Consider the following 14509-nt stretch of genomic DNA (forward strand, 5'->3'; position numbering starts at 1 on the left):
TGTCAGGGCCTTTTCGGGAATGGCGCATCGCATGTGGAGCGATGCCGGCGCTCGGGCTCATGCCGGGAACCGGCCGCCGGACGGCGGGCGATCCGCCGGCGCCCGCCCGAACGCGGGATTGGGCGTGGCGCGCATGGTGAAGCGCAGCGTTCCGCCCCGGACGAGGTCGGCATGCGCGATCCAGCTCTTCGACCAGGGGCGTCCGTTCCAGCTGACGGCATGCACATAGGGCGTCGCCGCCGAGTTGCCGGGCGCCTCGACGACCAGCGTGCGCCCATGCTCCAGCGCGATGCTCGCCCGCGTGAACAGCGGCGAGCCGAAGACATAGACCGCCTCGACGGGGTCCACGGGATAGAGGCCCAGCGCCGACAGCACGAACCAGGCGCTCATCTGGCCGCAATCGTCATTGCCGATGATGCCCTCCGGCGCGTTCGTGTACATCGCGGTGCACAGCCGGCGCACCATCGCCTGCGTCTTCCAGGGCGCGCCGACGAACGCATAGAGATAGGCGGCGTGCTGGTCCGGCTCATTGCCATGGGCATATTGCCCGACCAGCCCCGAAATGTCCGGCGGCGCATTGGCCGGCAGCGTCGACGGCGCATTGAAGAACCCATCCAGTTTCGCCTCGAAGGCGGCGTCGCCGCCCATGTGCGCGATCAGGCCGTAGATGTCGTGCTGGTTGAGGAACGTCGCCTGCCAGCCATTCGCTTCGGTATAGTCGCGCCACCACGGCTTGGGCATGTGCCCGAGCTGGATCGGATCATAGGGCTGCCACCAGCTGCCGTCGTCGAACCGCGGGCGGGCGAAGCCGATCCGGGCGTCGATCACGTTGCGCCAGTTCGCGGAGCGCTTGCGCAGCCGCGCCGCATCCTCCTCCGCCCCGGCCGCACGCGCCAGATGCGAGGACGCCCAATCGTCATAGGCATATTCCTGGGTCCGGCTCACGCTCTCGAAGACCTTGTCCGCCGGCACATATCCCTTCGCATCGTAGAGATCGCGGCCGAGGCTGTTGTCCTTGTCGGGCGCCGCGAAGTCGAAGCTCCGGCGCCGGATCGCCGGCCATGCCGCGGCATAGTCGGCGGGAATGCCCTTGGCCTGCGCCTCGGCGATGGGCACCACCCCGTGCCAGCCGATCATGGTGCCGGTCTCCTTGCCCTGAAGCGGCCAGACGAGCGGGCCGAAGGGCGATTCCGCCGTCTGGCGGATCAGGTCGTCGACGAAGCTCTTGCTCCGCTCGGGCGCGACCAGGGTGAGCAGCGGCAGCTGCGCGCGATAGACGTCCCAGAGCGAATAGCTGCCATAGGCCGCCGCGCCGGCCGGCGCCCGCTGGATTGCGCCGTCGAGCCCCGGATAGCGCCCGTCGTCGTCGGAGAGCAGCGTCGGGGCGAGCTGCGCGTGATATAGTGCGGACGCCATCACGACGCGCTGCGCCTGGGTGCCGCCCTCGACCGCGACCCGGCCCAGCGCCGCATCCCATCGGGCGCGCGCCGCCTCCCGCACCCGATCGAAATTCCAGTGCGTTGCGTGCGGCGCCAGGTTCGCCCGGGCCCCGGCGACGTCCACCGCCGAGATGCCGCAGCGGATCAGGATCGGCGCCGCGCCGGCATCGTCATAGAACAGCGCTGCCTTGACGCGCTTTCCGGCGACACGGTCGGCACCGGCCGGCTGCTCGGCATCCTCATCGCCATAAAATGCGATGCGATCGGGCTTCCGCGAAAACTGCATGGCGAAGAAGATCCGCCGCCCCTTCGCCCAGCGGAACACGCGGCGGCCGCCGGTCAGCGTGCCGTCGGCATCGATGGCGAGATGCGCCTCGTCGATCAGCGGGCCCTGGTCCGACTTGTCGCGCACGAGATGCGACAAGTCGATCAGGATGTGGCCGGGGCCCTTGGGGAAGCTGTGGCGATGCCAGCCGGTGCGCTCGGTGACGGTGAGTTCCGCCTGCACGCCGCTCTCGAGCGTCACGCGATAATAGCCCGGCTCGGCATGCTCCGCTGCGAAGCGCTGGCGATAGCCGGCATCCGGATCGGCGAGCGTGCCCGGCAGCAGATGCAGCCGGCCCCGGGTCGGCACGACAAGCACGTCGAGCATGTCGCCGATGCCCGTGCCCGACAGGTGCGTATGGCTGAAGCCCATGATCGAGGTGTCGCCGCGATGATAGCCCGAACAGGTGTCCCAGCGCTCGACATCGGTGTCCGGCGAGAGCTGGACCATGCCGAATGGCAGGGTGGCGCCCGGATAGGTGTGGCCGTCGCCGCCCGTGCCGATGAACAAATTGGGTGCGGCCGGCGCAACCGCCGGCACCGGCGGCAAGGCGGCGGCGACGGCGCCCAGGGCACTTCCGGCGAACAGCTCACGACGCGACAGGTTCATAGCGGTTCCTTCAATAGCTGCGGGCGCACATCCGCGAGATGGACGATCAACTCCCCGAAAAGCCCATTGGCCCAGGCGAACCACTTGCGGGTGAAGATCGAGGGGTCGTCCTGGTCGAAGGCTTCGTGGACGAAGCCGGTATCCGCGTCGGTGTCGCGGAGCATCTTCAGGCAACGCCGGATCGTCGCGTCGTCGCCGGCGCTCAGCGCGCGGACGATCAGCGACATCGGCCAGATCTGGCCGCTTCCGACATGCGGGCCGCCAATGCCTTCGGCGGCGCGCCCCTTGAAGAACCAGGGATTGGCATCGCTCCATGCCGCATCCGCCGTCCTGCGCCACAATATGTCGTCCGGCTTCACGCAGCCCAGATAGGCAAGCCCCGAAAGCGACGGGACATTGGCATCGTCCATGAAGACCGCATTGCCATATCCGTCGACCTCATAGGCCCAGACGCGCCGACCATCCGGCAGGCGCATGGTGCCGTGCGTCCGCAGGGCGGCGGACACTTCGGTTGCGAGCGCCATGGCTTCGGCCGCGAGCGCGGGATCGGGCCGCGCTTCGGCACAGAGCGCCGCCAGCTCGCGCAGCGCGGCGACGGCGAACAGATTGGACGGGATCAGGAAGGGATAGAGGCAGGCATCGTCCGACGGGCGGAAGCCGGAATGGATCAGGCCGATCGGCCGGGTGGGATTGCCAGCGCCCCATAGCAGCGTCTCGGTCGGCTGCGGCGCCTGGCGGCGAAAGCGATAGGGGCCGGGGCCGGTCTTGCGCTGCTGCTCGCGAAAGGTGCGCACGATCGCCCGCATCGCCTTAGCCCAGCTCGCGTCGAAGGGGCGCGCATCGCCGGTCGCACGCCAATATTGATGGCTCAGCCGGATGACGTAGCAGAGCGAATCCACTTCCCATTTCCGTTCCGCGACGCCCGGCTTCATCTCGGTATCGTCATTGACGGCCCAGGAGAGGCTCGTCCGCGCGAGCGGATCTTCCATGAACGCATTGGCATAGGGATCGATCAGCACCGACCGCGCATGCCGCGCGATCAGGCCGCGCACGAGCATGGCGAGCCTGGCATCCTCCCTGACCAGATGGAGATAGGGCTTCATCTGCGCCGCCGAATCCCGCAGCCAGAGGCAGGGGATGTCCCCGGTCACGACGAAGCTGTCCTGCTCGCCGGCCCGGGTGACCGTCGTGTCGAGCGTGTTGGGCCAGGCATTGGCGAACATCCAGGCGAGCTTGGGATCGCCGATCCGGGCCGATACCCGCGCTATCTCGCGCTCCACCGCCGGGCTCGTGAAGCGCCGCTCGCCCATGGGAGGGCGCTGCGAGGCAAAGGCGGGCGCCACCGCCCATGCCGGGCGAGCGGCCAATGCCAGCCCCGCGGCGAGCATGCTGCGTCGGTCCATCATTTCGGTAGCTCCTCCGCTCTGCCCGACAGGATCGCCGCGACCCACTGCCCCGGCCCGTCGCCGGGCTGGCCGCCGCCGATCCAGATGCGATATGTCCCGGGCAGGACGCGCCGGGTGCCGTCGCGCGCGACGCTCGACAGGCCGCGCGGATCGATCGTCAGCGAAACCGTCCGTCCCTTGCCCGGCGCCAGCGCGACGCGCGCGAAGCCGGCGAGCTGTCGTTGCAGGACCGGATCGGTCATCACCGGCGCCTCGCCATCGGCGGGCGGCACGACATAGGCCTGCACCACTTCCTCGCCCGGGCGGCTCCCGGTATTGGTGACCTGGACAGTGACGGTCACGGGCTCGCCGGTGGTGCCGGCCCGCACCGCGGCGCCGGAATAGCCGAACCGCGTGTAGCTGAGGCCATGGCCGAAGCCCCAGAGCGGTTGCCCCGAGAAGTAGCGATAGGTGCGCTCCTTCATGCCGTAATCGATGAAGGCGGGCAGATCGCCGGTCGAGCGATAGAAGGTCACCGGCAGGCGCCCGCTGGGATTGTTGGCGCCGGCCAGCGTATCGGCCAGCGCCGTTCCCCCCGCTTCGCCCGGATACCAGAGCGCGAGGATTGCATCGGCCTGGCTCGGGTCCACCGACACGGCGCTGCCGCTCGACAGGACGAGCACCATCGGCTTGCCCGTAGCCCGGATCGCCTCGACCAGCCGCGCCTGAGGCGGCGGCAACGCGATGTCGGTGCGATCGCCGCCGACAAAGCCCGGCACCTGGACCTGCAGCGCCTCGCCCTCGAGATCGGGCGAGAGCCCGACGACCACCACCGCGACGTCCGCCCCCCTCGCCGCCGCGACCGCTTCGGCGAGCAGCGGCTCGGCCGGCGGCAGCCAGAGGAGGCGGATGCTCTCGTCCTCGCTGCGATGATCGAGTTCGAGCATGATCGGCTGCGACGATCCGTCGCTGTCGACCGTCAGCTCCACCCGCCCCCTGGGCAGCGCGCCGGCATGGAGCACGCGCCCGCCCAGGGTGAGCGTGGCCGTGTCATGCACCGTGCAGTCCTTCCAGCATTGGGCCTGGTCGAGGACCAGTCGATAACGGCCCGGGCCCGGCGGCACGAAGCGCGCGGTCCAGCGCCCATGCCAGCCGACGCTGGGCACGCCAGGCCCGGGCGCGGCGCGATTGAGATCCAGATCGATCCGGGGCTCGGCACGCGCCAGCACCGTCTTGCCGTCCACGCGATATTCGGCGCGCAGATCCTGGAGCGCGGTGCCCGGCATCACCACCGGCGCGCCGTCCGCGAGGATCGAGCCCTGCGCATGGGCGACGCTGGCGAAGCGCTTCCGCAGGCCGGCCAGCGGCGTGACCGGATCGACGGCAGTGCCGTGATAATTGCCCTGAAGGACGCCCAGGTCGTCGGCATTGGCGCCGATCACCGCCAATCGGGTGCGCGGATCCAGCGGCAGCAGCCCCTGTTCGTTGCGCAGCAGCACGATCGACTTGCGCGCGGCTTCGAGCGCGACCGCATGGTGGCCTGGCGTCGCGACTTCTTCCGGCCGGATGGCGGACCAGGGCGAGTGCGCGCCAAAGGCGATCCCCAGGTCGCGCCGCGCCGAAAGGACGCGAACCAGGGCGGCGTCCAGCTCGGCCTCGCGCAGCAGGCCCTGGCGCACCGCGGTGGGCAACGCGCCATAGGCGGAGCCGCAATTGAGGTCGGTCCCGCCCTTCAGCGCGGCCGCGGATGCCGCGGCCCCGCCCAGGCGATAATGGTGGAACAGATGGATGTTGGCGACGGCATCGCAATCGGAGACGGAGAAGCCCTGGAACCTCCAGTCCCGCCGGACCCGTTCTACCATGAGCGACGGCAACGCGCAGACGGGGACCCCATGCACGGCGTTGTAGGCACACATCACCGATCGCGCCTTGCCTTCGGTGATCGCCATCCGAAAAGCGGGAAGATAGGTCGCCTCGAGATCGCGCGGCGAGGGATCCACGTCGAAGCCGTCGCGGCCCGCCTCGGGACCGCTGTGCACTGCGAGGTGCTTGGGCGTGGCGATCACCTTGGGCGCGCGCGGATCGGGGCCCTGGAGGCCGCGGATGAAGCCCACGGCCAGGCTGCCGGTCAGATAGGGATCCTCGCCATAGGTCTCCTGCCCGCGCCCCCAGCGCGGATCGCGGAAGATGTTGATGTTGGGCGACCAGATCGTCAGCCCCTCATAGATGCGGCGATCGGCGCCGGCCGGCCGCGCGTTGAAGCGCGCCCGCGCCTCGGTCGACACCACATCGCCGACGCGGCGCATCAGGTCGGGATCCCAGGTCGCCGCCAGCCCGATCGCCTGGGGGAACACCGTGGCCGGCCCGTTGCGCGCGAGGCCGTGCAGGCCCTCGTTCCACCAATCATAGGCCGGCAGCCCGGCATCGGGCGCGGCGGGCGCCGTCGACTGGAGCTGCGCCGCCTTTTCCTCCAGGGTCATCGCCGCGACTGCCTCGACCACCGGATCGGGGCCAACCGGTACGGCCTGGGCGAGCAGAAGCCAGATCATCGCGCAAGGCTCCTCAACGTCAGGGCGCGGGCAAGCGCCGAACGGCCGGCCTCGGACTTGATGGTGACGGTCACGGCTTCGCCCGGAAGCAAGTCGAAGCCATTGTCGCTCGGCCGGGCGGCGACCGCCCCGAAATCGAGCATCACCGCACGGGCGAGCCCGGTGGCCGACACGGTCACGCGGTCGCCGTTCCAGCGCGCCCGCAGCTCCGGCGCGGGATAGGCCATCTCCCCCGGCGGCGCGCGCTCGACGATGGTGCGATGCACGACTTGTCCGCCGATCAGCAGCTCGGCCGCCGCGAAGCTGGCGCGGGCCGGCGCGTCGCGGAACAATGCGGCATCGTCGATCCGCGCCACTTCGGTCGCAGCCAGTGGCGGCAGGCTGATCTCGGCGGCCCGCTCCCCGAGCGGCTGCCCGTCCATCGTCATCGCGCGCACGCGCCAGCGCGCCGCGATCGGCGCGGTCGCATCGGACACCAGGGTGACGCGCGTCGCCGCATCCTTGTGCTCGGCGACGATCGCCTGGGGCGCGAAGAAGCGCCGCGCGGCGAAATGGAGCAGCTTCCAGCGGCCGGCATGGTCGATGCTCGACCAGGAAATCCCCGGCCAGCTGTCGTTGAGCTGCCAATAGAGCGATCCCATCGTCACCGGCCGGCAGGCACGGTGATGGAGCGCCGCCATGCCGATCGCCTGGGCCTGGTTCACCTGGCTGAGATAGACGAAATCGGCGAAATCGCGGGCGGGGCGCAGGCGCTGGTCGATATAGGATTGGAGCCGGGCATTGCCCTCCCCCGCCAGGAATTTCTGGTGCGCCTTGAGGACGGGGCTGTCGGGCGCCAGCGGCCCTTCCCCGGCGAATTCGCGGATCGTCGCGAGGCCCGGCATGGCCTGGAAGCCATATTCCGACATGAAGCGCGGGCAGGAATCGAGATAGCGCTCGACAGGCTTGGAGCCGGACCAGACATCCCAGAAATGCCGGTCGCCGCTCGCATCGGTGTCGACCGGGCCCTGATAGTCGGTCGAGGGCGAGCCCGGCCAATAGGGAATCCCTGGCGCGTTGCGCGCCACCGCGTCGCGCAGCACCCGGTCGAACAGCACGGCCATGCCGACACCGATCCGCTCGCGCTCATCGGGGCCGACCGCCTGTTTGAAGGCCTTGCGATCCGACCAGTTCTCCCAGCCCGACAGGACTTCGTTATTGCCCGCCCAGAGGACGATCGACGCATGATTGGCCAGCCGGCCGACCTGCTCGTCGGCCTCGTTCGCCACGCTTTCCCGAAAGGCCGCATCGGGCGGCGTCACCGCGCCGCCGAACATGAAGTCCTGCCAGACGAGCATCCCCAGCTCATCTGCGGCGTCGTAAAAGGCATCGTCGAGATAATAGCCGCCGCCCCAGATCCGGATCATGTTCATGTTGGCCGCCCGCGCATCGGCGAGGATCGACCACATCTTCGCGGCGGATACGCGGGCGGGGAAATTGTCGAACGGGATGAGGTTCGCGCCCTTGGCGAAGATCGGAATCCCGTTGATGCGGAAGCCGAAGGCGCCGCCCTCGCGCAGCAACTCGACGGTGCGCAGGCCGATGCGGGTGGCGGCGCGGTCCGCGCCTTCCAGCTCCGCTTCGACGCGGTAGAGCGGCTGCTCGCCATAGCCGACCGGCTGCCAGCGCTTCGGATCGGCAAGGGCGACCGGGACGGAGACCAGGTTCCTTCCCGGCGCCAAGGCGATGGAACGATCGACCGTCACGGTCTCGCCGGCCGGCGTCGTCACCACCAGCCGCACCCGCCGCACACCCGGGGCTCCCGCAACCACCTCCAGCCGCACCAGCAGGCGCGCCTCGGCATCGGAAAGCGCCTCCTGCTCGACCCTGAAGCGATCGATCCGGGCAGCGTCCCATTGCTCGAGCCGCACTTCCCGCCAGATGCCGGCGGTCACGATGCGCGGGGCCCAGTCCCAGCCATATTGATATTTGGGCTTGCGGATATAGGGCGAGGTCTGGCGCCCCTTCGGCTCGTCGCCGAACGCGCTGTCATACTCTCCGGGAAGCGGATGCGCCTCGGCCAGCACCATCGGCTGGAGCCGCCGTATCGGCGAGGCGATCACCACGGTGATTTCGTTGAAGCCGGCGCGCAGGAGCGGCTTCGCATCCGCGCGCCAGCGGCGATGGGCGTTGTCCGCGGCGATCAACAGCGTACCGTTGACTCGCACTTCGGCATAGGTGTCCAGCCCGTCGAAGACCAGGTCGAGATGGCCCGCCGCGAGCATGGCGGGCGTCACCGTCATGGTCCGCTTCCATTCCCAGTCGGTCAGGCCGGCCCATTGGATCGCGCCTTCGTTGGTGCCCCGATAGGGATCGGGCACCAGCCCGGCGGCGATCAGATCCTGCTGGACGCTGCCGGGCACTGTCGCCGGGATCCAGCGCGCCGCGCGCGGATGTGCCGCCGCTGCCGCCTTGTCGGCGGGCGCGATCCGCACCTGCCATCCGGCATCCAGCCGGGTTATCGTCTTCGGTGCGGCAAGCGCGCCCGTCGGAGCCAGGGCGAGCAGGAGCGCGGCAAGCCACTTCATTCCCCATCCTCCACCAGCTGCACCTTCTCGACGGCGTAGAAGGGGCCGGAAGTCGGCGCGGTGAACTGGAAGCAGATGTCGCGGTCGCCCGGGCCCCGGGGCAGCGCGCCGCGGAAGGTGAAGCGCTGCGGCGCCTTGTCGGGATCCGGGAGCGGGAACGTCCCGGCAACCACGGGCTTCGCATCCTTGTCCGTGCATCCGACCTGCACCACCAGTTCCCCGAAAGGCGTGACGTTATAGTGCGCGCGCACCGCCTTGAAATCATGGGCCAGGCCGTAGTGGCGAGGCAGGCGCGCGACATCGACGACGAAGGCGCGCGCGATGTCGAGCGGCGCGGCCGGATAGGCCGTGCAGGTGTCGAACAGGTTCACGTTGAATACCGGCTGGTTGGCCGCTGCCTCGGAAGTGAGCGGCACGCGCAGCCCGAGCGCGCCCTTGGGGCATGCGGCCATGTCGGAAGCGGACCGGGCGAGCAGCGCAGCGCGCGTGTTTTCGAAGCTGCGCGGCGCCGCGGTCGGCGTGCCGTCCTCGCGGAAACCGGCCGCGCGGATCGTCGTGCCGAACGCAATGTCGAGCGGCTGGGCATAGGCCGGCGAGGACGCCTGCGGCACGCTACCGTCCTTGGTATAGCGGATCGTGCCATAGCGTATCTGGCTTGCCAGCGAGAGCCTGGCCCTGCCCTCGCGCAGCGCTGCGCCGCGCGTGCCGCCCAGCGTGAAGCCGACCGCAAAGCCGCTGTCCGCGACTTCCACCCCGCCGCGGCGCCAACGCGCCATCTGCGCGTCGACGCGCGGCACGAAGCCCGCGAAACTGCGCCGCTGCCTGGGCGTCCAGCCCATTTCGGCGATCGCCGCGGCGCGCGGGAACAGCATGTGCTGCACCTGATAGGGCGTCACCAGATACTCGCTCCACGCATTGCCCTGGGCGCCCAACACATGGTGCGCCTTCTCGGGCGCGATGCCCGCCGGCAACGGCTCATAGGCATAGACCGTCTCGAGCGACTGGATCGAAATCCGGCCGGGCGGCTCGTCGCCCCGGTCGCTCTGCAGGCTGTCGAGATAGAGCGTCGGCGCGGGCGACAGCACGACGTCATGGCCGGCATTGGCCGCTTCCACTGCCCCCTTCTCGCCCCGCCACGACATGATCGAAGCGGAAGGCGGCAGGCCGCCCTCCAATATCTCGTCCCAGCCGATCAGGCGCCGCCCCTTGCGCGCGAGATATGCGCCGAACTGATCGATGAGCCAGCTCTGCAACGCATTCTCGTCCTTCAGGCCGAGCGCGGCGATCTGGGCCTGCACCGCCGGGCTGCGCTGCCACTGGTCCTTGATCGCCTCGTCGCCGCCAAGATGGACATAGGTCCCGGGAAAGACCGCCATGAGCTCGTCGAGCACCGCCTTGACGAACGCAACGCCTTCCGGGCCCGGATTGAGCAGATAGGGGTTGACGCCCCAGTCATGGCTCACCGGCGGCCGGTCGCCGAACACGCCGAATTCGGGATAGGCGGCAACGAGCGCCTGGGCATGCCCCGGCAGGTCGATTTCCGGCACGATCGTGATGCCGCGCTCGGCGGCATGGGCGACGAGCGCCTTCAACTGCGCCTGGCTGTAGAAGCCGCCGACCCTGTCACCCGCCGGACCACCGGCGGAGGGCGGCAGCCGCCATCCCCCGATCTCGGTCAGCTTGGGATAGCGCTTCACTTCGAAGCGCCAGCCCTGGTCGTCGGTCAGATGCAGGTGCAGCGTGTTGAGCTTCACCGCCGCCATCTGGTCGATGATGACATAGAGCTCCTCGATCGGCTGGAAATGCCGGGCAACGTCCACCATCAGGCCACGCCAGGCGAAGCGCGGCATGTCCTCGATCACGACTCCGGCGATGGTGGCCGGCTGGCCGAAGCGCCCGTCCGGACTGGCAAGCTGGGCCAGCGTCATCGCGCCCCAGACCAGCCCCGCATCGCCCGACGCCGCGATGACGATGCCGCCCGCATCCACCGTCAGCCGATAGGCTTCTCTGCCCTTTATCCGCCGGTCCCGGACGAACCGCACTCCCGCCTTGCCGTCGGTCTGGCCGAGCGCGATCCCGCGCACGACCTTCAACTGCGCAGCCAACAGGCGCGCGGCCGCGGCGGCTCCCCGATCGCCCGGCGCCGTCCCGATCCGCGTATCGGAGCCCAGGGTGAAGCTCCCCCCGGCGGGAAGCACCGATGCCGGCAGCGGCACCAGCGGCAGGGGGTCCGCCACCGCCACGCCCGGCATGCCGAGCGCCAGCGACGCGAACAGGATCAGTCCGGAACGATGGCGTTCAGGCATCGGGAAACGTCCTTTCCTGCAGGTACCAATGCGAAAAAAGCCGCCCGCGGCACACCGCGGGCGGCAAGGTTGGAATGCCAGACAGGAGAGACACCGGCATCAGGGAACACCCAGCTAGGCGGGGCGCGGCCACCATGCCGCCGCGCCCGAAACACACTCACATGCGCAACGACGCACTCAGCGAATATACGCGACCATTCTTGTACACTGCGGTCGGGAACTTCGGATCCGAGCTGTACTGATAATAGGTTTCGTCCAGCAGGTTCGATGCCGAGGCGCTGACCTGCAGCTTGTCCGTCAGGTTGACCGAGACCGAAGCGTCGAGCTGCCTGTAGCCGTCGGTATAGTCCTGCGACTGCTGCCGGCCGAAGCGGTAGAAATATTTCGAGCGCCGATTGTAGCTGACGCGCGCCTGGAACGGCCCCTTCTCGAAATAGGGCACCACCGTGAAGACGTCGCGCGAGAGGAACGGAAGGCCGGTCGGCAAACCCGTATCGGCATCGGTGAACGTGTAGTTCGACTGGATGCCGAAGCCCCAGAACAGATTGGCGTTCGCGGTCAGCGAGAAGCCCGTGACCTTCGCCTTGCCGCCGTTGACCGGCCGCGAGATCGAATAGGTCAGCGTCCGGCCGGTTACGGTGTTGGTCATCTGAACACCGTCCTGCGTCTCGTTGCCGATATAGTTCGACACGTCGCGGTAGAAGATTTCGGCGGAGAGATAGCTCGCCCGCGCGAAATACCATTCGGCCGATAGCCCGAAGTTCGTCGCCGCATAGGGCTTCAGGCCCGGATTGCCGCCGCTGCCGCTGCGCGTGGTGTCGTCGAGCGAAAGCGAGCCGGCGAGATCCGAATAGCGCGGACGCGCGATCACCTTCGCCGCGGATCCGCGCAGCACGACATTCTCGCCGGCCTGGAAGATCAGGTTCGCCGCCGGCAGGAAGCGGTTGTCGTCGGTGGTGACGGTGGTCGGCGCGAAGATGCCGCCGCTCTGGACGTAGAATTGCGAGCGATCGCGGGTGAAGACGTAGCGGCCGCCGACATTGCCCCGGAAGCGGCCCGCTTCGAAATTGGCCTGGACATAGCCGGAGAGGATGTTCTCCTTGACGCGGAAATACCGGTCCTTGGCGAGGCCGCGATTGACGTTGATCGTGCCGTATTTCTCCAGCGTCCGCCGGATCGCGTCGCTGTCGAGCGTGGCATAGGGGGTGCCGTTACCGCTCACGCCCAGGCCGTCGTACAGATCCGCGTCGAGGACATAGGGCCCGAGATCGGCGAGCGTGAAGTTCTGGTTCGTGAACGCCGCGCCGCCAAGGGTGGTGCTGCTGTTGGTGTGGCTGACGTAGCGGGCACCGAACAGGATGCGGTTGATCGGTCCCAGGCTGACATTGCGCGCGACGTCCGCCTGGCCGAAGATCTCCGCGTCACGGGTCTTCTCGGCGAAGGTGATGCCGCCGATCTGCCGCCCGAAGAACGGCCTGCCGCCATTGGCCGCGAGCACCGCGGGCTCGCTCTGGTTCTCGCCGCCAAGCGCCGTGAAATTACTCAGCCAGCGCGATGCGTCGCTCGCCGGGAACTGCCAGTTGACATAGGTATTCCGCCCGTTGGTGCCGGACGTGAAGCCCTGCCGCGTACGGAAATCGAGGAGATATTCCGGATCCTTGCCGCCTGAAGCGCGGGTCGCGCCGAAATTGCCCGAAATCTCCCAGGCGCCCGGCTTCCAGTCGAACATCAGCGCGATCGAATCGTTCCTGACCCGGGTGCGGCGGAAATTGGTGTCGAGCTGGCCGGTGGCGCCGTTGCCGGTGATGCCGGCGAAGGTCGCCGAGGTCACCATGCCGTTCGCATAAGTCGCGCTCTGCAGGAGGGACCCTTCATAGCCATAGGTATATTCGGAGTTCGACAGATTGTCGTAATTGCCGCGAATGACGAGGCCGGTCGCGGTGAGCGTCAGATTGTCGGCCGGGCGGACCTGGAGCGCGCCGGAGAAGCCGATGCGCTCGCGCTCCTGCCGGAAGAACTCGCGTGCGAGGAACGACGCCACGCGCGCCTTGCTGAATTCGGCGATCATCGCCGCGTTCGGCAACTGGCCGTTCAGCGTCGGACCGCCGGGCACGCGCCCGTCCGCACCATAGATGATGTTGCCGGAGCCGTCCCGCGCATAGCGTTCTAGCAGTGCATCACCGGTACGATACCAATAGACCGCGGAACCCGCCCGGCTGAGCTGCTCCTTGTCGTAATTGACTGCGCCCAGGAAGCCGATCGTGCTGTCGGCATTGTGCCAGCTGTACAGCGCCGAGCCGCGGAAGCTGCCGCGCTTCGCCCGGCTGTTATACTCGCCGCCGCCCGTCACCGCCACCGTGTTCGGCTCCAGGTCCAGCGGCTTGCGGGTGACGATGTCCACGCTGGCGCCGATCGCGCCCTCCTGAAGGCGCGCCTCGGGCGTCTTGTAGACCACCGCCTGGCTGATGATCGTGGGCGAGAGCAGCGAATAGTTGAACGAGCGGCTCGAGCGATCGGAGGGATTGCCGCCCCAATCGGCCGATGCGACGGAATGGCCGTCGATGGTCAGCCGGTTCAACGCCGGCTCCACGCCCGCGATCGACAGCTGCTCGCCCTCGCCGAACTGGTGGTCGACGGTCACGCCGGGCAGGCGCGCGAGCGACTCCGCGACGTTGCTGTCGGCCAGCTTGCCGACATCCTCGGCGCTGATCACATCGACGATGGAATCGGCGCGCCGCTTGGTCTCGATCGCATCCTGAAGGCTCTTGCGGATGCCGGTGACGACGATCTCGCCGCTCGCGCCCTCGTCGCGCTGCGACGGCACGACATCCTGCGCGCAGGCCGGTATCGCGACACAGCTCAGCGCCGTGCCGATCAGGAATTTAAGACGCAGATTCATTGATATAACCCCCTCGTTTGCATCGCAGGACTGGCATCGCCAGCCCAGATTCCCTGCGGATACAGAACGTCTCTCCAGCGCCTCTCCTGACCGATTCTCTCGAATCCGAACCCCGGGACGCCTGGGGACCAGTGTGTAACCACGAACGAACCAATCGTGCAACGAGTTTTTGGAAGTTTGTTTTGTGTATAAAAATTAAGCATGACATTTGCCTAATTTCCCCTGATGTTGCGCCGGGCGATTCGAGCCGGATGAGAGGAAGAATGGACGACACGGGCATGTCTGCGCAGTTCCCGACCGCGCGCTCGAGGCGCATCCGCCAGGCGCGTGCGGATGGCGCGATTGGTCCCTTGTCGAGCCGGCCACGCACGACGTGCGGTCTCCGCCCGGTTCGTTCCCCGGCGATGATCGCGGCATGACCGCCGGCATC

At 68.4% G+C, this 14509-nt stretch carries 6 protein-coding genes; all 6 read right to left on the bottom strand.

Features of this window, described 5'->3' with window-relative positions:
- Positions 1–57 precede the first annotated feature (57 nt).
- Positions 58–2373 carry a GH92 family glycosyl hydrolase gene (locus tag FFS08_RS03430; RefSeq protein WP_137863239.1) on the bottom strand — a complete coding sequence of 772 codons (2316 nt, stop codon included), beginning with the start codon at positions 2371–2373 and terminating at the stop codon, positions 58–60.
- A complete protein-coding gene (locus tag FFS08_RS03435; protein WP_137863238.1) occupies positions 2370–3779 on the bottom strand; it encodes a glycoside hydrolase family 125 protein in 1410 nt (469 codons plus the stop codon). Before FFS08_RS03435 ends, FFS08_RS03430 begins: the two co-directional genes overlap by 4 nt.
- A complete protein-coding gene (locus FFS08_RS03440) occupies positions 3776–6307 on the bottom strand; it encodes a glycoside hydrolase family 3 C-terminal domain-containing protein (RefSeq protein WP_137863237.1) in 2532 nt (843 codons plus the stop codon). Before FFS08_RS03440 ends, FFS08_RS03435 begins: the two co-directional genes overlap by 4 nt.
- Entirely contained in the window at positions 6304–8874 is a 2571-nt protein-coding gene (locus FFS08_RS03445) for a beta-mannosidase (protein WP_137863236.1), read from the bottom strand. Before FFS08_RS03445 ends, FFS08_RS03440 begins: the two co-directional genes overlap by 4 nt.
- Entirely contained in the window at positions 8871–11180 is a 2310-nt protein-coding gene (locus FFS08_RS03450) for a family 20 glycosylhydrolase (RefSeq protein WP_137863235.1), read from the bottom strand. Before FFS08_RS03450 ends, FFS08_RS03445 begins: the two co-directional genes overlap by 4 nt.
- Before the next feature lie 157 nt (positions 11181–11337).
- Positions 11338–14079, bottom strand: coding sequence for a TonB-dependent receptor (locus tag FFS08_RS03455; RefSeq protein ID WP_137863234.1), 2742 nt, complete (start codon positions 14077–14079; stop codon positions 11338–11340).
- Between the last annotated feature and the right edge of the window lie 430 nt (positions 14080–14509).

The organism is Sphingomonas sp. 1F27F7B (assembly GCF_005503355.1).
GTDB lineage: Bacteria > Pseudomonadota > Alphaproteobacteria > Sphingomonadales > Sphingomonadaceae > Sphingomonas.